This is a genomic window from Aggregatibacter kilianii (assembly GCF_003130255.1).
GTDB lineage: Bacteria > Pseudomonadota > Gammaproteobacteria > Enterobacterales > Pasteurellaceae > Aggregatibacter > Aggregatibacter kilianii.
Genome location: NZ_NRCN01000002.1, coordinates 138,283 through 160,459, shown reverse-complemented (window position 1 = coordinate 160,459; position 22,177 = coordinate 138,283). Strand labels below are relative to the sequence as shown.

The 22,177-nt window shown below is 41.8% G+C and carries 24 protein-coding genes and 1 riboswitch; of the genes, 4 read left to right on the top strand and 20 right to left on the bottom strand.

Features of this window, described 5'->3' with window-relative positions; genetic code table 11:
• Positions 1-2: 2 nt before the first annotated feature.
• Entirely contained in the window at positions 3-1,166 is a 1,164-nt protein-coding gene (locus tag DK428_RS10515; protein ID WP_109063851.1) for an EmrA/EmrK family multidrug efflux transporter periplasmic adaptor subunit, read from the bottom strand.
• 201 nt (positions 1,167-1,367) lie between these two features.
• Here DK428_RS10515 and DK428_RS10510 point away from each other — a divergent pair, with 201 nt between their 5' ends.
• Positions 1,368-1,850 carry a Dps family protein gene (locus tag DK428_RS10510; protein WP_109063850.1) on the top strand — a complete coding sequence of 161 codons (483 nt, stop codon included), beginning with the start codon at positions 1,368-1,370 and terminating at the stop codon, positions 1,848-1,850.
• A gap of 130 nt (positions 1,851-1,980) precedes the next feature.
• On the opposite strand, the gene rnb is transcribed toward DK428_RS10510, so the two are convergent.
• The 5 genes from rnb to queD form a co-directional block, all read right to left on the bottom strand.
• Positions 1,981-3,960, bottom strand: coding sequence for an exoribonuclease II (gene rnb, locus DK428_RS10505; protein WP_109082687.1), 1,980 nt, complete (start codon positions 3,958-3,960; stop codon positions 1,981-1,983).
• 125 nt (positions 3,961-4,085) lie between these two features.
• A complete protein-coding gene (locus DK428_RS10500; RefSeq protein WP_005703676.1) occupies positions 4,086-4,874 on the bottom strand; it encodes an enoyl-ACP reductase FabI in 789 nt (262 codons plus the stop codon).
• A gap of 89 nt (positions 4,875-4,963) precedes the next feature.
• The gene (locus DK428_RS10495) at positions 4,964-5,719 is read right to left on the bottom strand and encodes a Nif3-like dinuclear metal center hexameric protein (RefSeq protein WP_109063847.1); all 756 of its coding nucleotides are present in this window, start codon (positions 5,717-5,719) and stop codon (positions 4,964-4,966) included.
• Positions 5,720-5,943: 224 nt separating this feature from the next.
• A complete protein-coding gene (locus DK428_RS10490) occupies positions 5,944-6,573 on the bottom strand; it encodes a 7-carboxy-7-deazaguanine synthase QueE (protein WP_109063846.1) in 630 nt (209 codons plus the stop codon).
• A 5-nt stretch (positions 6,574-6,578) separates the two neighbouring features.
• Positions 6,579-7,004, bottom strand: a complete 426-nt coding sequence (queD, locus tag DK428_RS10485; protein ID WP_050693434.1) for a 6-carboxytetrahydropterin synthase QueD — start codon at positions 7,002-7,004, stop codon at positions 6,579-6,581.
• Positions 7,005-7,107: 103 nt separating this feature from the next.
• Positions 7,108-7,152: riboswitch (PreQ1 riboswitch) on the bottom strand.
• 537 nt (positions 7,153-7,689) lie between these two features.
• On the opposite strand from queD, the gene DK428_RS10480 reads away from it, so the two are divergent.
• Positions 7,690-8,715: a family 20 glycosylhydrolase gene (locus tag DK428_RS10480; RefSeq protein WP_204352436.1), complete on the top strand. Its 1,026-nt coding sequence runs from the start codon at positions 7,690-7,692 to the stop codon at positions 8,713-8,715.
• A gap of 55 nt (positions 8,716-8,770) precedes the next feature.
• Here DK428_RS10480 and prmB read toward each other — a convergent pair whose 3' ends face one another.
• On the bottom strand, positions 8,771-9,721 hold the full coding sequence (prmB, locus tag DK428_RS10475; RefSeq protein ID WP_109063845.1) for a 50S ribosomal protein L3 N(5)-glutamine methyltransferase: 951 nt from the start codon (positions 9,719-9,721) through the stop codon (positions 8,771-8,773).
• 64 nt (positions 9,722-9,785) lie between these two features.
• On the opposite strand from prmB, the gene smrB reads away from it, so the two are divergent.
• Positions 9,786-10,292, top strand: a complete 507-nt coding sequence (smrB, locus tag DK428_RS10470) for an endonuclease SmrB (RefSeq protein WP_109063844.1) — start codon at positions 9,786-9,788, stop codon at positions 10,290-10,292.
• Here smrB and yccS read toward each other — a convergent pair.
• The 4 genes from yccS to DK428_RS10450 form a co-directional block, all read right to left on the bottom strand.
• The gene (yccS, locus tag DK428_RS10465) at positions 10,289-12,430 is read right to left on the bottom strand and encodes a YccS family putative transporter (protein WP_109063843.1); all 2,142 of its coding nucleotides are present in this window, start codon (positions 12,428-12,430) and stop codon (positions 10,289-10,291) included. The two genes, smrB and yccS, sit on opposite strands and share 4 nt — an antisense overlap.
• Positions 12,431-12,452: 22 nt before the next feature.
• Positions 12,453-12,914, bottom strand: coding sequence for a YccF domain-containing protein (locus tag DK428_RS10460; protein ID WP_109063842.1), 462 nt, complete (start codon positions 12,912-12,914; stop codon positions 12,453-12,455).
• Positions 12,915-12,916: 2 nt separating this feature from the next.
• The gene (gene mgsA, locus DK428_RS10455; protein ID WP_050693439.1) at positions 12,917-13,375 is read right to left on the bottom strand and encodes a methylglyoxal synthase; all 459 of its coding nucleotides are present in this window, start codon (positions 13,373-13,375) and stop codon (positions 12,917-12,919) included.
• 73 nt (positions 13,376-13,448) lie between these two features.
• A complete protein-coding gene (locus tag DK428_RS10450; RefSeq protein WP_109063841.1) occupies positions 13,449-14,120 on the bottom strand; it encodes a curli polymerization inhibitor CsgI-related protein in 672 nt (223 codons plus the stop codon).
• Positions 14,121-14,274: 154 nt separating this feature from the next.
• Here DK428_RS10450 and DK428_RS10445 point away from each other — a divergent pair, with 154 nt between their 5' ends.
• Positions 14,275-14,547 carry an acylphosphatase gene (locus DK428_RS10445; protein ID WP_109063840.1) on the top strand — a complete coding sequence of 91 codons (273 nt, stop codon included), beginning with the start codon at positions 14,275-14,277 and terminating at the stop codon, positions 14,545-14,547.
• Here DK428_RS10445 and DK428_RS10440 read toward each other — a convergent pair.
• From DK428_RS10440 to ycaO, 9 genes are all read right to left on the bottom strand, one after another.
• Entirely contained in the window at positions 14,522-15,370 is an 849-nt protein-coding gene (locus DK428_RS10440) for a metal ABC transporter permease (protein ID WP_109063839.1), read from the bottom strand. The two genes, DK428_RS10445 and DK428_RS10440, sit on opposite strands and share 26 nt — an antisense overlap.
• Positions 15,367-16,224 carry an iron ABC transporter permease subunit AfeC gene (afeC, locus tag DK428_RS10435; protein ID WP_005703695.1) on the bottom strand — a complete coding sequence of 286 codons (858 nt, stop codon included), beginning with the start codon at positions 16,222-16,224 and terminating at the stop codon, positions 15,367-15,369. Before afeC ends, DK428_RS10440 begins: the two co-directional genes overlap by 4 nt.
• A complete protein-coding gene (gene afeB / locus DK428_RS10430) occupies positions 16,224-17,114 on the bottom strand; it encodes an ironABC transporter ATP-binding protein AfeB (protein WP_109063838.1) in 891 nt (296 codons plus the stop codon). Before afeB ends, afeC begins: the two co-directional genes overlap by 1 nt.
• A complete protein-coding gene (gene afeA / locus DK428_RS10425) occupies positions 17,114-17,995 on the bottom strand; it encodes an iron ABC transporter substrate-binding protein AfeA (protein WP_109059386.1) in 882 nt (293 codons plus the stop codon). The genes afeB and afeA overlap by 1 nt, the downstream gene beginning before the upstream one ends.
• Positions 17,996-18,104: 109 nt before the next feature.
• Entirely contained in the window at positions 18,105-18,434 is a 330-nt protein-coding gene (locus tag DK428_RS10420) for a TusE/DsrC/DsvC family sulfur relay protein (RefSeq protein WP_109063836.1), read from the bottom strand.
• An 85-nt stretch (positions 18,435-18,519) separates the two neighbouring features.
• Positions 18,520-19,182 carry a Bax inhibitor-1 family protein gene (locus DK428_RS10415; RefSeq protein ID WP_005702689.1) on the bottom strand — a complete coding sequence of 221 codons (663 nt, stop codon included), beginning with the start codon at positions 19,180-19,182 and terminating at the stop codon, positions 18,520-18,522.
• Positions 19,183-19,359: 177 nt separating this feature from the next.
• Positions 19,360-19,767, bottom strand: a complete 408-nt coding sequence (locus DK428_RS10410; RefSeq protein ID WP_005702690.1) for a Z-ring associated ZapG family protein — start codon at positions 19,765-19,767, stop codon at positions 19,360-19,362.
• Positions 19,768-19,905: 138 nt separating this feature from the next.
• Positions 19,906-20,214, bottom strand: coding sequence for a YceK/YidQ family lipoprotein (locus DK428_RS10405; protein WP_109063835.1), 309 nt, complete (start codon positions 20,212-20,214; stop codon positions 19,906-19,908).
• A gap of 168 nt (positions 20,215-20,382) precedes the next feature.
• On the bottom strand, positions 20,383-22,146 hold the full coding sequence (gene ycaO / locus DK428_RS10400) for a 30S ribosomal protein S12 methylthiotransferase accessory factor YcaO (RefSeq protein WP_109063834.1): 1,764 nt from the start codon (positions 22,144-22,146) through the stop codon (positions 20,383-20,385).
• Positions 22,147-22,177 lie beyond the last annotated feature (31 nt).

Sequence of the window (22,177 nt, the reverse complement as noted above, 5' to 3'; positions counted from 1 at the left end):
TCCTAGTTTGTGTTATCGCGAATAATTTTTTCGATCAAATTTTCCACCGCACTTTCATCATAGCTGAGCGTGTTGGTAGCATAAAGTGGCGCCGTACGTTTTTGCTGCGATAACATTTCTCCCTTTGTATCGGCAATATTGACTTCCACTAAGGTGGATAAGCCAATGCGTAGCGGGTAGCGGGTAATTTGTTGCGGATCCAAACTAATGCGAACAGGGACACGTTGTACCACTTTGATCCAGTTGCCAGTGGCATTTTGTGCGGGTAACACAGAAAATGCGCTACCGGTGCCCATTTCGATACCTTCTATTTTGCCATCAAATTTCACATCATGGCCGTATAAATCAAAAGATAACTTCACGGGTTGCCCAATTCGCATATCTTTGAGTTGGGTTTCTTTAAAATTGGCATCCACCCACATTTGGTCGTTGGCAATGACCGCCATCAGAGCACTCCCCACGGCGACTTTTTGTCCCACTTGCGTGCTTCGGCGTGCCACATAGCCATCAATCGGGCTGGTGATTTTAGTGCGTTGTAAATTGAGCCACGCCTGTTTTACGGAACTGATGGCTTTTTGAATTTCCGGCTGTTCTTTCAGTGGTACATTCATTAATAAGGATTTATTAGCAGCAAGTTGGTTTTTAACGGCTTTTAAGTTGGCTTCCGCTGTCATTACCGCTTCTCTGGCGTGTTGTAGCGATTCTTTATCAATCGCTCCGCTTTTCCCTAACTGTTCACGGCGCGCTAAATCGCCTTGTGCTTTCGTCAACGCCGTTTGGTTGGCTTGAACAGTTGCTTCCAGTTGTTTAACGGTGTAGCCAAGCTGCGAAATTTGGCGTACCGCACCGGCTAATGTGTTTTGTGCTTGGCTGAAACTCAGTTGGTAATCCGTATCATCCAACTCAAGTAACACATCTCCCGCATGCACAAAATCCATATTTTCAACATTAATTTGACGCACATTGCCTGCGACTTGTGATGAAATCATTATTTGATTGCCATTGACATAGGCATCTTCCGTGCTTTGATAATCTTTAAGAAAAAAGAACCAATATAAAGCAGTAAGTGCAGTAGTGATGATTAGGATGAAAAAGAAAATGCCGAATGCTTTTTTGCGTTTTGTTTTTTGCTCGGAGGCTAATTCTGTTTCAGCGTTATTTTCCATGGAGTGTCCCTTTGATAGGTTTTGTTGTTGGAATTTTGATTATTCTATATGTATAAACTATCAATTCTATTGAATGTAACAATTTCCGCTATTATCTGCTTTTTTCTATACTTACGCCAACAAAAAACGAGAAACACGGCATTTGTTTTACTCGTTTTATTTTCAATCAAACATAAATCACAATCCTAGAGGAGAAATATTATGTCAAAAACATCTATCGGTTTAGATAAAGCACAATCAGAAGTATTAGCAACCAAGTTAAATGAATTATTAGCCACTTATCAAGTTTTCTACACCAATGTACGTGGTTATCACTGGAACATTAAAGGTGTTAACTTTTTTGAACTTCACGCAAAATTTGAAGAAATTTACACGGATCTTGTAGAAAAAGTTGATGAAATTGCCGAGCGCATCTTAACATTAGGTCACACGCCGGCAAACGGATTTAGTCAATATTTAAGCCAATCTCGTATTAAAGAAGAGATTGCGGTTAGCACGGCGGCAGATTGCTTAAAAGGCATATTGGACGGTTTTAAAGTATTACTTGGCCAACAACGTGAAATTTTAAGCTTGGCATCTGATGCTGATGATGAAGGTACCTCATCACAAATGAGTGACTACATCAAAGAACAAGAAAAATTGATCTGGATGTTCCAAGCTGCTTGCCAAAGCTGCCGCGGTTAATTAATCCTAATCCAAAAGAAAATCCTGCTTTAACGTATGTTAGGGCAGGATTTTTTTGTTAAAAGTGCGGTGAATTTTTTTATTGTATTTTAAAGAATAAAACATCCCAAAATTCAACCGCACTTTGGCGTTATTTTAAGACGGTTCCGATAATACTTCGCGTGGTTTCTTTTACCTCGGTTAGTTGCACACGGATAAGATCGCCGATTTTATATTGGCGCTGATCTTTAATGTAGAAGGCTATTTCATCATTATTTATGGTGATTTCCTCTCGGTTGTCATGGAGTGTGGAGGCCGGAATAAACATGGAGGCTCCGTTTTCCAACAGCATGACACGCAAGCCGCCGCGGGTGACGTCTTGTACTTCGGCTTCAAATTCGACTTTGCTTTCCACCTTATCCGCCAAATAACGACAATATAGCCAATCGGCAATATCACGTTCCACCAAACGATTTTGGCGACGAGCTTCTTGCAAACGGGCAAGTACCGTTTCTTCCGGTTTGGCAAAATCGCGGTTGGCTAAATAGGCTTTGATTAAGCGATGGTTTACCATATCGGAATATTTGCGGATTGGCGATGTCCATGTGGCGTAGCCCTTTAAGCCTAAACCAAAGTGCGGTGCCAATTCTGCTTTAAATTCTGCGAAAGTGAGGAAACGGCGCAGGCGGAATTCCAAATAATCCCCTTCAATCGGTTCTATATCATGGCGCATTTGGCAATAGCCGTTTAAGGTTGCAAGATTTTCTAGCGCATAACGGGTTTGTAAGTCCGCTTTGTTTTCATCATTGGCTAAATTGGCTAACAAGAAATTGTGGGCGTTTTCCAAGAATTTTTTATCGAATCCGCTGTGCGTGTTGAAAATACCGCATTGCAGGTTTTCATGTAAAAATTGGGCGGCGCAGATATTCGCGATAATCATGGATTCTTCCACGATTTGGTTGGCAATACGGCGATACTCCGCCTTAATATCTTGTACTTTGCCATTTTCTGCCAGCACGAAAGAATAATCCGGTTTTTCTTTAAAAAGCAGTGCGTGGGTTTTGCGCCATTGCGTTCTGGTTAGGGTGAATTGATGCAACCGCTGAATTTGCTGTGCCGTTTCCGGATTTTCCGGCTGCCAAGCATTGTCTTTGCCTTCTAAGTAATCGGAAACTTGGTTGTACGTCAATTTATCTTTTGATTGCACATCGGCTAACACAAATTTTGCCGGTGCACTGATGTTGCCCTGTAAGTCTGTTTGAATGTAGCAAACCAATGCCGGACGGGTTTCATGAGGTTTTAAGGAACAAAGCTCATCAGAAAGTTCCCGTGGCAACATCGGAATATTGAAGCCGGGTAGATAATTGGTGAAACAACGTTGTTTGGCGTCTTTTTCGATTTGTGAATGCAGAGCGATATAAGCAGTTGGATCGGCAATTGCCACCACTAATTGCCAGCCGGTTTGTTCACCGTTTGAGGCAATAGGCTCAATATACAAGGCGTCGTCCATGTCCTGCGTGGTTTTAGAGTCGATAGTGACGAAGTGAAGTGCGGTCAGATTTTCGCGCGTTTCTTGATCCTGCATTTCATAGTGATCTTGTCCTTGTACCGGTTCACGCGGTTGTTCGTGACGCGCAAGGGTCACCCACCAAGGTGCCAGTTCATCATCAGCGTGGCAAATAAATTGAGTGATTTGCGCATAGAAAAAACGATCGTCGCGCAAAGGGTGGGTTTTTAAGGTTGCCACAACCCAATCGCCTTCCTGTAATTCTTCTTTGACGGCTTTGCTTTGCGCGGCGCCAATGGGCTGATTAATGTTAGGGTGATCAACAAGCACCTGCAATTTCTTGTCTTTATTGAACCGCACTTTCGCGATAAAACGGGTAAGCATCGGCTCGATTAAGGCTTCCGGTTCCGCTTGTTCTTTATCGCCTTGTTTTTCGATAGTGGCGCTGATTTTGTCGCCGTGCATCACTTTTTTCATAGCGACAGGGGAGATGAAATAGCTTTTTTTGTCGCATTCCAAAAAGCCATAAGCCTTATCGGTGCTTTTTACTATGCCTTCCACGCGTTCTTTGCTATCGTGAATTTGTTGTTTGAGTTGTGCGAGTAATGGATTATCTTGGAACATAATTATTCTTATCGTAGGGCAGAGTGGAGTCCGCCAAAGCCGTCATAAAATGGCGGATTAAAATCCGCCTTACAAATAGAAAAGGCAGGTTAAAAAACCTGCCGATAAAATAAAGGAAGAAAAAATTATTCTTCGCCTAACTCGCCCATGGCGGTGATGCTGAAGCCTGCATCAACATGGACGATTTCACCGGTGATCCCGGAGGCTAAATCAGAGCATAAGAACGCTGCGGAGTTGCCCACATCTTCAATGGTCACGGTACGGCGTAATGCAGCGGTTTTCTCGAAGGTTGCCAACATTTTCTTGAAGTTTTTAATACCGGAAGCCGCTAAGGTACGAATCGGGCCTGCGGAAATGGCGTTCACGCGAATGCCGTCTTTGCCTAAATCTGCTGCCATCACACGGGTTGCCGCTTCAAGAGAGGCTTTGGCTAAACACATCACGTTATAGTTTGGAATAGCACGTTCTGCACCTAAGTAAGAAAGGGTTAATAATGCCGCGTTAGGATTCAAATATGGACGTGCTGCTTGCGCCATTGCTACAAAACTGTATGCGCTGATGTCGTGGGCAATGCGATAACCTTCACGGGTTGCCGCATTCACATAGTCGCCGTCTAATTGATCGCCCGGTGCGAATGCGATGGCGTGTACGAAACCATCAAATTTATCCCAGTGTTTGCTTAATTCTGCAAAGCAGTTTTGAATGCTTTCATCGGTGGCAACGTCTAACGGAAGAACGATGTTTGCGCCAAATTCTTTGGCAAATTCTTCAACACGCGGTTGTAATTTTTCATTTAAATAAGTGAAGGCTAATTCTGCACCTTGTTCTTTCATGGCCTTAGCGATACCGTAAGCGATAGAGCGGTTGCTGGCGAGACCTGTGACTAAAATACGTTTACCTGTTAAGAAACCCATAGTTATTCCTAATTGTTTGAGTTAAAAAGTGGCAAGATTATACTTGTTTTGCCGGTCTTGAGCAATGTGGCGGTTTTTGGTTTAACCAGTTAAGCCGGATTATCTATATCCTTAAATTCCACGTCAAAACCGTGTTCTTTAGCCAACCATTCGCCGAGCGCCTTAATGCCGTAACGTTCGGTGGCATGGTGCCCGGCAGCAAAGAAATGAATCCCTTGCTCTCTGGCGGAGTGAATGGTTTGTTCAGAGACTTCACCTGTGATAAAAGCGTCACAATTTTGTGCTGCGGCAAGATCGATATATCCCTGTCCGCCGCCGGTACAAATACCGACTTTACTAATAAAGTGCGGTCCGTTTTCCGTGCAAATTAACGGCTTGCGGTTTAACACACGTTCAATGCGTTCGGCAAATTGTTCGGCGGTTAACGGTTCTTTTAAGGTGCCCCACACCGGAATGCTGACGGCGTTTTGTTCTAACGGTTGAAGATTTTCAATGCCAAGTAAGCGGGCAAGTAGGGCGCTGTTGCCGAGTTCGGGGTGAACATCTAAAGGCAAATGATAGCCATATAAATTGATCTCATTGACTAATAAGGTTTTGATTCGCTTGCCTTTCATGCCGCGGATACAAGGATTTTCGCTCTTCCAAAAATAACCATGATGAACGAGCAATGCATCGGCTTTTTGCTCAACGGCATAATCAATTAGGGCTTGGCTGGCGGTGACGCCGGTGATGATTTTTTTTACTTCGGCTTTGCCTTCCACTTGTAAGCCATTTGGTGCGTAGTCGTTAATAGTATCGCTATTGAGCTTTTGATTAAGCAGATTTTCTAGGGCTAAATTTTGCATAAACGTTCTCTGAATAAAGAAAAAGAATGGCGTAATAATAATGGCTTTAGCGTGGAATAAGAAGAAAAAAATGGCCGATGCGAAGATCTTTTAACAAAGACGTGGGGGAGTTTTTGCACCGGCCACTGTGTTTAAGAATGACGACTATCTTAAATAAAAACGACTTCATTATACAATTTAATATATAACGATCAAGCTAAATTTAAGTTTTTTCGACAAGAAATTTATGCTATGCCAATTAATTTATGCGTTTGTACACTTAATAACCACTTGGGCTTGTTGGGGCGTTGGTTTAATAAACCTAATTGGGTAATGGTTTCCAGCAAATTCATTTTACCGTTGATTTCACAAGGGGAAAGGTAGTAGCGAGTCGCCTGAATGTTCTCTTCAATTAACGCACAAAAATCACGGACATCGCCGTCTGCAACAATGCGTACTTCATCGGCAAATTCAATACAACGCTGTTCATATTTATGTTGATATAACCGTTTCGGACTGGTGGCGATATAGTCAATTTGTGTGGGAATCGGTTTCAAGCCGTTCGTCTCAATGGCAAGAAAATAGCCCTCCGATTTCATTTGATCCAGCAGAAGCTCAATATTCGGCACAATGGTCGGCTCGCCACCGGTGATAATAATATTCTTTGCGGAAAATGACCGCACTTCTTCCATGATTTGCGCTAAAGTCATGCGTTCAAATTGATTGTAATTAGTGTCGCACCAAGGACAGGCGAGGTTACATTTACCGAAACGTACAAAAATGCTTAGCATACCGGTGTTAAACCCTTCACCTTGTAGGCTCTCAAAAATCTCAACGATATTGTAAGAAGGCGTAAAAACGTCAATTTTTTGCACTGTACTTATTCCTCATATTCACAAAATGACGTTGGGGTTTCCCATAAACGGATGGCAGAAACCGGCAGATTTTCTTCGTCTTTCAAACGACGATAAATAAACTGTGCCAGCTGCTCGGCCGTCGTGCGAAACGGTACACCAAAGGTTTTGGAATCCAGCTGTTGTAACAATGTGGCGATTTTGCTTTCCCGCTCGCTGGTTTGATCGTAAATGAAAGCATGATCCATAGGGTCTAAAACGGCACGTTTTACAATGCTTTTGAGATCGCTAAAATCAATCACCATGCCCTGTTTGGCACCGCTTGCATATAAATTACCGCACACTTCAACTTGTAATTTATACGTATGCCCGTGCAGATTTTGGCATTTCCCGTCATGCCCATCCAACAAATGAGCCATATCAAAACTAAATTCTTTAGAAACTTTAAACATAATCAGCCTGTTAATGTGGTTAATAATGATCTAAACCGTCCGCCAACATAAAATATCATCGGCAATCACAGAGGTGGTTGGAAAGAAAAGAGGAAATGTCATGTGATACCTAGTTTTTTTATGTAGGAGGTTTGCGAACTACAAATTGAAAATCGGGCGTATTATACAATGCACGGTGGCTTTTATGTGATTTATTTATATTGCGTTGATAACACAATGAATTTTTTATTTGATACATGATAAATCGCTTGCGCATGGAGGGGCGTTGGTTGTAGGATTCGCAATATTTTGAGGGGGTATAAGTGTGGCACTCATCTCACCCCATGAAAAATATCAATATCTTGACAATTCTTTTCATTTTATCGAAGGCTGTACGCTTTTTAGTTATGGTGTAAAGCGACCATCTTGCAAACTTGGTCTGCAGTTATCATTGAATAAATTAGATTTTTATGTCAGCTAAATAATATTAAAATAAATTAAAGTGCGGTGAAAAATTAAGGTGTTTTATTGCATTCTTTCCTTTTTTGAGGCTTTTATGAAAAATATAAAAAAAACTATCTTTTTACTCCCATCTTTGCTTTTGTTGAACCCGTTAAATAGTCTTGCCGATGTAAAGACATCTTCTGATACCTCCAATATCAATGCACTATCTATGCAAAAAACAGCTTTAAAAGAAAGCGGATTAATGCTGGATATTGCAAGGCACTTTTATCCGCCTGAAGTTATTAAATCTTTTATTGATACTATTAGCCAGTCGGGCGGGACATTTCTGCATTTACATTTTTCCGATCACGAAAATTATGCTTTAGAAAGTCGGTTGCTGAATCAGCGTGTGGAAAATGCGATTCAAGATAAAAGAGGAATTTATATTAATCCTTACACCAATAAGCCATTTTTGAGTTACCAACAGCTTGATGATATTAAAGCATATGCAAAATTAAAAGGCGTTGAGCTAATTCCCGAATTAGATAGCCCGAATCACATGACGGCGATTTTTACGTTATTAAAAAAAGAAAAAGGAAAAAATTATCTTCAATCGTTAAAATCACCACAAAATGATGAGGAAATTAACATTACCAATCCGGATAGTATTGCCTTCATGCAATCTTTATTAGCTGAGGTAATTCATGCCTTTAGCGATAGTACCAAGCATTTTCATATTGGCGGTGATGAGTTTGGTTATGATGAAAATAGTAATCATGAATTTATTACCTATGCCAATAAATTGGCTGATTTTTTAAGAGAAAAAGGATTAAAAACCCGAATTTGGAACGATGGTTTAATTAAAAATACCGTTGATCAATTAAACTCTGACATTGAAATTACCTACTGGAGTTATGACGGTGATACGGAAGATGAAGGCGAGGCAAATCGACGTCGTCATTTGCGGGTGAGTTTGCCGGAATTGGTCGAAAAAGGTTTTACCGTTTTAAATTATAATTCTTATTATCTTTATATAAATCCTAAAACCTCTTCAACACTTTCTCATGATGCGAGCTTTGCTCAAAAAGACGTTTTAAATCATTGGGATCTTAGTGTTTGGGATGGGCAAAATACGGAAAATAAAGTGCAAGACACCCATAAAATTGCCGGTGCAGCCTTGTCTATTTGGGGGGAAGATGTCAAGGCCTTGAAAAGTGAAGCCATTCAGAAAAATACAAAAGGCTTACTGGAGGCGGTGATTCAAAAGACGAATAGTGAGATTAAATAAAAAGTGCGGTCGGTTTAAAAAACATTTTTCAAACTGACCGCACTTTTTTTATCAATTAAGCAAATGCAGCTTGATGTGCCATTAATTCAGTTTTGGTGAGGGCAAACACGCCGAGGCCACCATTAGGGAGATTCAACCAATGGAATGGGACATCGGGGTATTGTTCCATTAAATGCACCATGCTGTTGCCGACTTCGCAAATCAATAGACCGTTGTCGGCGAGATACTTAGGTGCCATGCGTAAAATTTCTTTGGTAATGTCCAGGCCGTCATTGCCCGAACCAAGTGCCATTTCCGGCTCATAATGAAATTCTTCCGGCATATCGGAGAGGTCTTCCAAATCGACATAAGGCGGATTAGCAACGATGAGATCGTATTGTTCTTCCAATAAATGAGAGAACAAATCCGATTGAATCGGGAAAACACGGTGGCTCAGATTGTGGCGTTCGATATTCATTTCCGCCACATTGAGTGCATCAATAGACAAATCAACCGCATCTACATCAGCTTGTGGGAATTGTTCGGCGCAAGCGATGGCAATGCAACCACTACCGGTGCACATGTCTAAAATTCGTTTTGGTTCGTAGTTTAAGAGTCCTGCAAAGCGCTGTTGAATGAGACCGCCAATCGGTGAGCGTGGAATGATGACCCGCTCGTCCACATAAAATTCTAAACCGCAGAACCATGCACGATGAATTAAATAAGCAATAGGGACGCGTTTTTCCAAACGAATCATGACTAAACGAATTAATTCTGATTTTTCCGCCATGGTTAAACGGGCATCGTACAATTCGCTTGGAAAATCTGGCGGTAGGTGTAAGGTTGCCAGCACGAGTTGTTGTGCTTCATCCCAAGGGTTGTCATAGCCATGTCCGTAGAAAATATCGGCACGGTTGAAAACAGTGTAAGTCCAGCGTAGAAAATCTTTAATGCTGTGTAGGTCGTTTTGTACGCTGGAGGAATAAATATCGTCAATCAATTCCTGATTAAAGGTAATTTCGTTCATGATTTTCTCTTATCAATGTTAAAATTGGGGCTAGTTATATCATATTTGAAATAGGAAAGCGAAAATGTTGGATGAAGACGACATTTCTCTTTTTCGCGCCGAAATGAAAGGCGTTAAAAAGTTAAAACAAGATACGTTTTTGTCGCCTCGGCAGAATAAAAAGAAAGCTCAAATTACCTTGAAGGATATGCGTGAACAACAGGACACGCTGTTTTATTTTTCTGATGAATATGAACCGCTGTTAAACGATGAAAGTGCGGTCAAATATTTGCGTGAAAATGAAGACTCCCATTTATTGAAACAATTGCGGCGAGGGGATTTTTCGCCCGAGATTTTTTTGGATCTACACGGCTTAACCCGCGAGCAGGCGAAGCTGGAATTGGCGGCATTAATTCAGACTTGTGAGAAAGAGCATATTTATTGTGCCAGTGTGATGACGGGATACGGCACTTACACCTTAAAGCGTCAAATTCCTCGTTGGTTGGTACAACACCCTAAAGTACGCGCCTTGCACCAAGCCCCAAAAGCGTGGGGCGGTGATGCGGCAATTTTGATGTTAATTGATGTTTAGTCAAACTGCCGAATCGCACGATAAAGCGAGGGCAAAATCTGATTTATCATGTTGAGCTGTTGCATGGGAATATGGGACGATTGTTGCGTGGCTTTATCTTTTTGCGCTAAGTGGTTTTGCGCCTCTTTTAAGGCGGTTTCAATCGCTTGTTGTAGCTTGTCAAAAATTGCCGGTGGCAACTGTTCAATATGTTCCAAAATATAAATAATTTTCTTCGCCGCCGGGTAAAATTCGGCTAAAAAGAATGTGCTTTGTTGCTGTCGCTTCATTTTGCTGCGATAAGCGCCGAGGGTGGAAATGTAACTAAGCAAAGAATAATTAATTTTTAATAATTCAAACCCCGCCTGCAAATGTGCTTGGTATTTTTTTGGTTCGTGGTTCATGTTGGATATTGTCGCGCTTAATGCCGCCGCATATTCATGGGCATAACGGCGGGCAATGCGATATTTTAAATTATCTCCTTTACCAAATTGTAGTTGACTGACGATATGCAACAAATATTTGGCATTGCTTTTTATCGCTTGACGACTCACTTTCTCCAATTGTAAATATTTCCAATCCGGCCACAAATAAGAAACGGCAAACCATGAAATGGTGGCGCCAATGAGCGTGTCAATCACCCGTGAATATAGCGCTTGTTCCACATCGAATCCCATCACGTCAAAACTGAAAATTACCTGTAACGTAATGAAAAAGGTGGAAAAACTGTAATTATTGGTACGGAAAAAGAAGAATAGGGTGCTAGTGAGGACAATGAGCCCTAATTGTAATTCTAAGGTTGGGTTGGCATAGGGGAGTAAAGAACCGAACACTACACCAAGAATAGTACCGAGGATTCGTTGCTTAAGTCGCAATTTGGTGGCGGTGTAGTTAGGCTGACAAACAAATACTGCAGTGAGTAATACCCAATAACCGCGATCTAACGGTAAAAACTCACCGATCGTACAACAAATAAAAACCACAATAGATAAACGTACGGCATGGCGGAACAGTTGTGAATTAAAATTAAAATGGCTACGAATGGTGAATAAAATATTTTTCAGGCCGGTAATTTGTTCCGTATAAATTTGAGCCGTGTCGGTTTGTTCAAGCTCGTTTATTTCTTGATCGATATGGCGTAATTGATAGTCCACGCTTTTTAAATTATCCAACAAGGTTTGGATATTAATCAGGATCTCGTTTTCTGTGCCGTGTGTGTTGTAGTAAAGCTCAAAAGATTGGTTTAAGCCATTAATGGCTTTTTCCACGCGGGAGTCGTAACGATAGGTTTTGTTTTGTTGCAAGCTGAGCGCAATATCACGACACGCCTGTGCTTGTAGCTCCAGTAGGCGTTGAATGCGGAAAATCAAATCGGTATTTTTTAAGTGTTCAGCCAGCATTTGATAATTAAAATGGCTTGAACTGATTCGCTCGTGAATATCTTGTGCGGAGAAATAATAGCGAATCATTTTCGTGGTACGACTGTGACGATGTTGCCCCCGAATACGATAAAACAGAGCGGTTCTGGCGTCATTAAACGCATTAATGAGCTCGCTGTTTTTCATTGCCATGGTGATATGCTTATTCTCAATCTGATCGATATCGTCAGGATCGAAAAAGGTGGATTTCGCATTAAGGTAATTTGCTAACGCAATAAACGATTTTGCTACGCTTTCCTGGACGGGGCGGTTAGGGAAAAATAAATGCACACATAGGGTTGTTACGCTATACAGCAATGTTCCGCACAAAATCATCAGCGGATTCATATACCAAACGGTTTCAGGCAAATAGGTTAATGTCGTGTATAACGCCACAACCAAGGTGCCGAACGCGATAGTACTATAACGTTGGCCAATAGCGCCGATCATTGTAAAGGCAAAGGTCATCGCCGTCATTAACAGCATAAATTGCCAGTTGTGATTAATGCTGAGTTGAACGCTGATAGAAGAAATAGAAAAGGCGAGAAGCGTGTAAAACACATTTTTAATTCGGCCGGTTAAGCGGTTATCCAAATCCACCAAACCACCGGCGATAATACCCAACACTAGCGGCATACTTTGCTCGGAAATGTTGAAATACCAAATGGCAATCATTGCCAGATTCACGGCAATAAAGATAGGAATGGAGGCGATGACTTTTGCATTAAACCAATGATTCATGCTTAACCTTAGCTCTTCTGCACTATTTATAAAAACGATCGTATTGTGTTGCGTTTCGTTGACGAATTAGCTCTGCCATGTCTTTAGGGATGACCCGTTGCCCCACCGGAAATAATGCGATTCTGGCAATGTTGAAATGAGCCAACCCGGTCGGGATGCCGATAATCGTAAGGCATTGGGAAATGCCACAAAGAATATGGAAGATAAACAGCCACCAACCGAAAAACACAAACCAAATAATATTCAGCAACGATCCAATGGAATTTCCCACCGCACTTTTGGGTTCTAAATATTTAACATGAATCAAATCATTGCCGAAGGGGAGCAACGACATTTTACAAATTTCCCAACAACTACGGGTGTAGGGAAGCGTGATAATCAATGCAGCACTCATGACGGTAGCAAATAACCAACCTAATGTCGTTATAAAGCCCCCGAGGACAAAGCTCAGAATATTTAAAATTAAACTTAAGTTCATAAGCATCACTATTTCAAACGTTCAGCTAAATAACCTTGATAGTCGGGAATACGGATATCGCTGTTACTATTAAATAATGGCGAGGTGATTAAAAAATCCGCACTGGCAATATTCATCGCCACCGGAATATTCCACACCGTTGCGATTCGCATAAGCGCTTTCACATCGGGATCATGTGGCACCGCATTCATGGGATCCCAAAAGAAAACCATCAAATCAATTTTATTTTCAGCGATTAATCCGCCCAATTGTTGATCACCACCCATAGGCCCGCTGAGCAAACTGTTTACCGTTAAGCTAGTTTCCCTATGAATGAGATTACCGGTGGTGCCGGTGCCATATAGAGTGTGATTGGCCAATAAAGTGCGGTGGGTTTTACACCAGTTTATGAGGTCTGCTTTACAGTGGTCATGAGCCACTAATGCGATGTGCTTACTTGCCGGTAATGTGCGATAGGTTGTTTGCATAATTGCTCCTAAAATAAAAAGTGAGCGGGCGGGCTCACTTTTTGCAAATAAATGTAACGGAATAGATCACCGATTATTTTTGTTTTTTAGCCCAATCAATGAAACGCGCTTGTGTTTCTTTATCGGCTTGTTGATACCAATATTGCAACATTTGTTCTGCGACGTTTCCACCTTGTAAAGTCACTTTACCTTTATTAACTTTACCGCTTGCTGCACCACCGGCAACAACAGCTGCGGCAGGTGCTGCGGTTGCACTTGCGAATGCCGGTACGGCGGCTGGTGCGCCGGAGGCATTATATTCACCTAAGTCTTTGATTAAGCTCGTTGCCGGGAAGAAACCTTCCTGCTTTAAATATTCTTGTTGATTAGCAACATTCGCGCCTGATTGGGTTTTTACGCTGATAACAGGGGATTTTTTGAAAGCATTAATGTCGCGTTCATTTTGCAAACGCGGAGCAGAAATCGCGATGTCTTCATTTGAACCTTGGAAGGTCACCACAATTGGATCTGATTCAAATAAAGAGCGGTCAGAACCCATTTGAACAATTTCGGATACACGTACCACCACTTGGTGTTTTTGCATATCGTTGATATTGAAAGAGCGGGTTTCTTTTAAGAGGGATTTGCTCGGTTTTTGGCCGTCAATGGCTAAGAAATCAATGTTTGATGAACCTGTTACCACACCTGCAAAGCTCGCAGTACTGGCTAAAAGTGTTGCAGCTAATGCAGCGAAACGAAATTTCATATTTACTCCTGTTTTGAAGGACATTAATTAAAATTAGATGACACTTTATAGCATAAAGCGTAGCCTGTATGCTATTCCAAATTAGGCAAAATGAAAACAGAAAATTCAGATTAATCGGGATTTTTTGCTTTTGTACAACATTAAGGAGACAAAAATGCAGAAAAAACGCTTTCTTGTTTATGGTCGGGTACAAGGTGTTGGATTTCGTTATTTTACTTGGAACGAAGCACAAAAAATCGGTGTGTTAGGTCTTGTGCGAAATTTATGGGATGGCTCTGTGGAGGTGATAGCTTGTGGTTCCGAGGAGCAAATTGAAACCTTTTCTGCATGGTTGCATCACGGGCCGCGTACCGCTAAGGTAACGCAAGTTTTTGTGGAAGATTACCTTAGCGAACGGGAATTTACCGAGTTTCAGGTGCTACATTAAATCTGAGTTTTATTTTGCTATACACAAGCGCAATTAAGAATACTGCTGCTTGGAGCAAGATGATACAAGGACCGGTTGCGCCGTCAATATGATAACTGATAATCGTGCCTAAAATACTTGTGCTGATTGAGGTCACCAATGCAATGGTAATCATGTAATCAAAACGTTTGGTTAAAATAAATGCCGTAATGCCCGGTGAAATTAACATAGCAACGACTAAAATAACCCCAACAACTTGCATTGCACTGACGATGGTTAAGGCGAGGAGGATCAGTAAGCTGTAATGCAAGAGTCGAGGTGATAGACCAACGATTTTGGCTTGCGTAGCATCAAAACAATAAAGTAAAAAATCTTTTCGACGCAAAAAAACAACCAGAAAAATGACCGCACTTATGACCAGTGTTTGAAGCATTTCTGCATCGCTCACGCCAAGCAAGTTACCAAATAAGATATGGGTTAAATGTTGATCCGTTTCAATTTTGGTAAACAATACAATCCCAAGAGCAAACATCCCTGAAAAGACAATACCCATGGCGGTATCTTCTTTGATGCGGCTATTTTCTTTTAAATATCCCACGCAGACAGAACAGAGCAATCCCGCGACAAAAGCGCCGAGAGCTAAAGGCAAACTTAACCAGAAGGCCACCACAATGCCCGGTAGAACGGCATGAGAAATCGCATCTCCCATCAACGACCAGCCTTTCAACACTAAATAGCAAGATAGCATGGCGCAAATAATGGAGACTAATAACGCTGTGATTAATGCGTTTTGCATAAACGGATAGGCGAAAGGCTCGGTGAACCACTGATAAATGGCGGTCATTGTTGCACCTCTTCTTGCGTAATCGGTTTACGTTGACGTAATAAGCCGTATTTTGGTGAGAAAATGAAGGCCAATAGGAAAAGTGCGGTCTGAATACAGACAATGACGGCACCGGTCGCACCATCTAAGAAATAGCTGATATAAACCCCAATGGCGCTGGAAAGGATACCTAGGATAGTCGCGATGATAGCAAGGGTTTTAAATCGATCGGTAAGTAAATAAGCGGTTGCGCCCGGTGTGATGACCATAGCGATAACCAAAATAGCGCCGACGGTTTGTAAGGCGGCAACGACACAAGCGCTGAGTAAAGTAAAAAACAGCACTTTGTAATAAATCGGTGTGAGGCCTACGGAAGTGGCATGGACTTCATCAAAGAAAATTAATAACAGATCTTTCCAAAAAATGAGTAATAAAATCAGACTAATACCGATGATAATCGCCACTTGAATAATATCTTCATCCGCAATGCCCAGGATGTTACCTAACACAATATCTTGCACATTGACAGAAGTCGGGTTGAGGGAAATGATCAGCAAGCCGAGAGCAAAAAATGTGGTAAAAATAAAGCCGATGACCGCATCTTCACGTAGTTTGGTAATGGATTTTACCCATAAAATGGACACAGCAGCTAAAATGCCGGAGAAGAAAGCGCCTAATGCATAAGGCAGGGAAAGCGCATAAGCGATGGCAACACCGGGAACAACGGAATGGGAAAGGGCATCGCCAATGAGCGACCAACCTTTTAGCATCAAATAGGCAGATAAAAAAGCACATACGCCACCTACTGCGGAACTGAGCAAGATGGCTTTCACCATATAATCATAGGAAAAAGGTTCCAGTAAGAGATCTAACATTATGGTTTTTCCTCTGATTTACAGTGTTTCACAATCGGCGCAGGTGGATCGACTTTGGTTTTACCATAGAACACCGCCGCCCGTTCATCATCGGTAAGCACTGTCACTGCTCGCGGATCTTCGTCATCGTGTAGGTCTGAACCGAGCAACTTAATGTGGCGCAATACGCCACCAAAGGCCAGTTCCAAATTATGTTGGTTGAAGGTCGTGTCCGTTGAGCCGGCTGCAATTACGGTACGATTAATCATCACCACCTGATCACAAAAATCCGGTACAGCACCCAAGTTATGGGTAGAGACCAAAATGAGATGGCCTTCGCTACGTAATTGCCCGAGTAAATCGACAATGGCATTTTCTGTTTGCACATCAACGCCGGTAAAAGGTTCATCCAGTAAAATAATCTTACTTTGTTGAGCAAGCGCACGAGCTAAAAATACGCGCTTTTTCTGTCCACCGGAAAGCTCGCCGATTTGACGATGGGCAAGGTGCTCAATGTTCACCCGTTGCATGGCTTCCCGCACTTTTTGTTTGTCGGTTTCACTTGGGCGGCGCAGGAAATTCATATAGCCGTAACGTCCCATGAGCACCACATCATAAACAGATACCGGAAATTGCCAGTCCACTTCTTCCGATTGCGGGACATAAGAGACAAGGTTTTGTTTTAACGCCTGTTTAATCGGCAAATGACACAACTTAATATTGCCTCGTTGTGGATTAATCAACCCCATTAGACTTTTAAATAGGGTTGATTTTCCGCTTCCATTTACACCCACAAGAGCGCAAGTGGTGCCGCCTTCTAAGTGAAAGGTGACATCGTGGATGGCGGTGTGACCGTTGTTATAGCGAACGGTCACGTCTTCAACACAGATCGAGGCAATATTAGATGACATTATTTTTCAAATCCTTTTGCGATAGTGGAAACGGTGGTATTTAACAAATCGACATAAGTCGGTACCGGGCCCTTTTTATTGGAAAGCGAATCAACATAAAGCACGCCACCGTATTTAGCACCGGTTTCTTTCGCCACTTGTTTTGCCGGTTTTGGTGAAATGGTACTTTCACTGAAAACTACCGGAATATTGTGGGCTTTTACGGTTTCAATGACTTTACGAACCTGTTGTGGTGTACCTTGTTGTTCGGCATTAATCGGCCATAAGTAAGCTTCTTTAAAACCGTAGTCGCGGGTGAGATAGCTAAATGCGCCTTCACTGGTAACCAGCCAACGTTGGGTTTCCGGCACTTGAGCTAATTTTTCACGTAACGGTTTATCCAACTCTTTGATTTTTTGTGCATAAAGTGCGGCGTTTTTTTCGTACGTTTCTTTATTTTGCGGATCGTATTTGACCAACGCATTTTTAATGTTTTCAATGTAAATCAATGCATTGGAAGGAGACATCCAAGCGTGCGGATTCGGGTTGCCGGTATAAGGACCTTCATGAATGGATATCGGCTCAATGCCGTCGGTAACAACAACTGCCGGTTTATCTTTCACATTTTGGAAGAATTTTTCAAACCAACGTTCAAGATTTAAACCGTTCCATAATACTAAGTCGGCAGATTGGGCTTTCACAATATCTTTTGGTGTCGGTTCATAATCATGAATTTCCGCTCCGGGCTTGGTGATGGACTCTACGGTAGCAGCATCACCGGCGATATTTTGCGCCATGTCTTGAATGATGGTGAAGGTGGTAACTACTTTGAATTTTGCATAAGCCAAGCTACTACTTAAACTTAATGCCAGTACGCTGATGAGGGTTGCGAGTAAACGCATGATTTTTCTCCTTAGTTTTTTAAATTATAGAATAACAACATAAGTTGCGAAGGCATTATATGCTTTTTGTTTTTAAATGCAAATGATTATCAAATAAAATGTTTGAATTTTATAAACATTTTGCCGGTTTTGGCAGTCCTGCCAGTTTGGAGGCCTGTTTGGCAGGACCTTCAGGAAACAGACGCTGTAAATAACGGCTATTCCCTTTGTCTTCACCCAGTTTTTGTGCAGTGGCTTTTACTAGCATTCGAATAGCAGGAGAGGTTTTATATTCTTGATAAAAATCCCGCACAAAATGGATAATTTCCCAATGCGCTTCGGTGAGTTCTAAATTTTCTAATGTTGCAATAGCCAATGCCACATCCGGGGTCCAATCATTAATATTTAATAAATAGCCTGACGCATCAGTTTCAATTTGCTTATTATTTACACTCAACATCGTGATAACCTTATTGTTTTCATGGGTTTGATTATACAAAAACGCCCCAAAGAAGGGGCGTTGAATTTATCTATCAAATTAATAATTAATCTCTAGAAGAGAAGAATGAAAGCAAGTTTAATAAGCTGATAAACAGGTTATAGATAGACACGAATAAACTTACGGTCGCGCGAATATAGTTGGTTTCTCCGCCGTGGATAATGTTGCTGGTTTCATACAAAATCCCCATGGTGGAGAATACGATGAATAGCGCGCTGATACCCACATAAAGTGCCGGGAAGTGGAAGAAGAAACTCGCTACCATGCCAACTAACAATACAACGAATAACGCCAACATTGTACCGGATAAGAAAGACATGTCTTTCTTGGTGGTCAACACATAAGCGGAACAAGCAAAGAAGGTAATTGCCGTACCGGCTAACGCTAACACGATAGCATCACCCAAACCCGCGCTTACATACATATTCAAAATTGGCCCAATGGTGTAACCCAAGAAGCCGGTGAATGCAAACGCAGCCAAAATACCTAACCCACTATTCGCCAAGGCGTTCGTTAAGAAAAGCAAACCATAGAAACCCACAAGCAGAACGATTAACCCCGGGCGAGGTAAATCCATTGCCATAGAAACATAAGCCACCACGGCGGAAAATGCTAATGTTAACGCCAATAAGAAATACGTGTTGCGCAGTACTTTGTGCGTACTAAGTAACGATTCTTCTCTGCTGTCAACAATAATACGAGATTGCATAAAAGCTCCTTTAGTGTAAAGAAAATAATAGGTTGAAACCTTTGTGTAAGGTAAGGGCTAGGACACTAAATGTCAATTATTCCGCATAAATATTTTTAGATAGAGGAATAAAAGTGCGGTCAAAAAAATGATTGTTTTTCTGACCGCACTTTCTATGTTTGCGCGAAGATGGAGCAACTATTTTTCTGCCTTGAAAATCCCTGAAGATCCTTCGGAATAGTCTTTCGGCTGGTCGTCTGAATTTGTCGGCAACGGATTCCCTTTGTCATCCAATAAATTATGTTGGAACAATGCCTTGTCAGTGAGTTCCGGTAATAACCGATTAGAGGATTGTGCAAGGTGTTGATACAGTTTTTGATAATCCTGCGCAAGGGATTTCAACAAATCGGCACTTTCCGAAAAATGTTTCTCCAATTGTTGTTTTTGATTTTCCAACTGTTCTTTTGCGGCGCGTAATTCCGCTTCGGTTTTCACTTGTTTTTTGGCGGACTCTTTGGTTAACCGCAATAAAAAATAACCGATAACAAAACCAACCACTAAACCGATTAACGCAGCTTGCCACATTTCAGTTGTCCAACTTTGCATAAATAACCTCCTCTAAATTTATGTGAAACAATTGGTTAGATCATAGCTTGAACGTTTTTGTATTTCTATGTGTTAGATCACAGAACGAAAATTTTTCATAAAAAAATGACAACTTCGTTTTTAAACGGTCATTTTGGGTTATTGATGAGGTGGCACATCCGAACGTTGAGTTTTATCTTCTTCATCGCCACTAGCTAAAACTTGAATGGTTTTAATTGGTAAAAAGGCAGTATCGGCTACAAAGCTAAATGGTAAATCTAGTAAATACAACGGTTTTATGAATGCATCTGCTAAATCAGCCGATGTTCCGTGAGATCGAGAACGATCATTAAGCGCCTCAATATCCGTTCGTGTACCACTGTAAAATTTAGGTTTATCTAAGGTTTCAAGAGTGGAACAAGCATTTAATAATAGTGTTATTGATATTGTTGCAAGTATTTTTTTCATAAAATTTTCCTAGGTTATTGAATATGTGAGGCGTTGTGTAGGTTTGCGATTATAGTATTTTTCCTTTTTAATTCAATAAGTTGATGGGTTTTTCTACATTCCCTTAACAGAAATAAAAAGGGTGAATTGCTTCACCCTGATAAAAACGCTGAAAAAAATGACCGCACTTTACTGCCAATTTTCACGTTTTGCCTTTTGCAATTTAGCATAGGCTGCTAATAATTTTTGATGTTCACTAAAGTTAGCGAGAGTTTCGTCGCTGGCTGGCAGGTTATAGAACGGATTTCCACCTTGAATCGCACCCCACGCAAATTCCACCGCGTCTTTGCCGTACATTTTTTCGAATACCATGCGGTATTGTTGTGGCGTGCGTTTGCTGTCCATAAATAATTCAAGGCTGCTGATTAAGCAACGATAATAGTTGGCGCGTTCGGCGGTGAATACGGAGCTATTCATGTTGTATGTCCAGTTCGCCCAGTCTAACGCCATTGCCAAGTCGCCTAAAGCGAGATAAAGCATGGATTTTAATTCACCGATGCGCAAGGTCGTCCAACCGCTGGCTTTCGGTGCCACGATGCCGATAAATTCGCGTACGCGGGTGGCATCGTCAACGCCTTGTTCATCCAGTTCCTCCAACAGTTCTTGATAGGTTTCTTGGTCGTGGTGGAAGTGCGGTAAATCTAGCAGGATTTCGCGCCAGTCCATGCCCATGTTACTGTTGGCGTAAATTAAGTCGTCCGCCGGATAAATATCGGACATGCCCGGCACGATGATGCGACAAGCGTAAACACCTAAGTGGTTATAATCCATGATGTAAACCTCTTTGCTTTCCTCGCGGAGAATCGTCATGAGATTATCATATTCTTCATGGGTATCTTTGCCCGAGAAGTTCCAATCGGCGAACTCGTAATCCGGTGTGTCTTTGAATAAATCCCAAGAAATTAAACCGCTGGAATCAATAAAGTGGGTTTCCAAATTGGCGTGTTCGGCCACATCATCGTTGTTGAATGATGGCGGGGCGAAAACGTCCAACTCTTTTAGGCTGCGACCTTGTAATAATTCGGTGACGGTGCGCTCTAATGCCACTTGGAATTTTGGGTGTGCACCGAAAGAGGCAAAGCAAGTGCCATTGGTCGGGTTGAGCAAAATGACACAAATCACCGGATATTTACCGCCAAGAGAGGCGTCATACGCCAAAATCGGGAAACCTTCCTGTTCCAGTTTGTCGATAGAGGCTTGAATGGAAGGATAACGCGCCATCACGTCTTGCGGAATTAACGGCAGACTGATCGCTTCTGCGATGATTTTATTTTTCACATAGCGCTCAAACACTTCCGACAATCCCTGTACACGGGCTTCAAATTGGCTGTTGCCGGCAGACATACCGTTGGAAACATAGAGGTTAGAGATAATATTTTGCGGAATATACACCGTCTGTTGATCCGATTGGCGTACATAAGGCAGCGCGACAATACCTCGCTCATAGTTGCCCGATTGCAAATCCACTAAAAGTTCAGGAGTTAGCTCCTGATTCGGATCGAAATGTTCAAATAAATGATCGTCTAAAATACCACGGGGCAATAGGGCTTCATCTTCAATAGGGAACCATTTTTCGTTCGGATAGTGCACAAAATCGCTGTTGGCAATATCTTGCCCTAAATAGAAATCCGTCCAGAAATAGTTGGTGGAAAGACGCTCAAAATATTCGCCTAATGCGGAAGCTAATGCCGCTTTTTTACTGGCACCCTTGCCGTTGGTGAAACATTGCGGGGAGTCTTTGTCACGAATATGTACCGACCACACGTTTGGCACGGGATTTAACCACGAGGCTTCTTCAATGTTAAAGCCAAGTGCGGTCAGTTTTTGCTGAAATTTTTCAATACTTTCCTCAAGGGCGGCATCTTTGCCGGGAATAAAGGTTTGTTTGGTCATAATGTTCCTTTTTTTGACGTCTTTTTTCTTG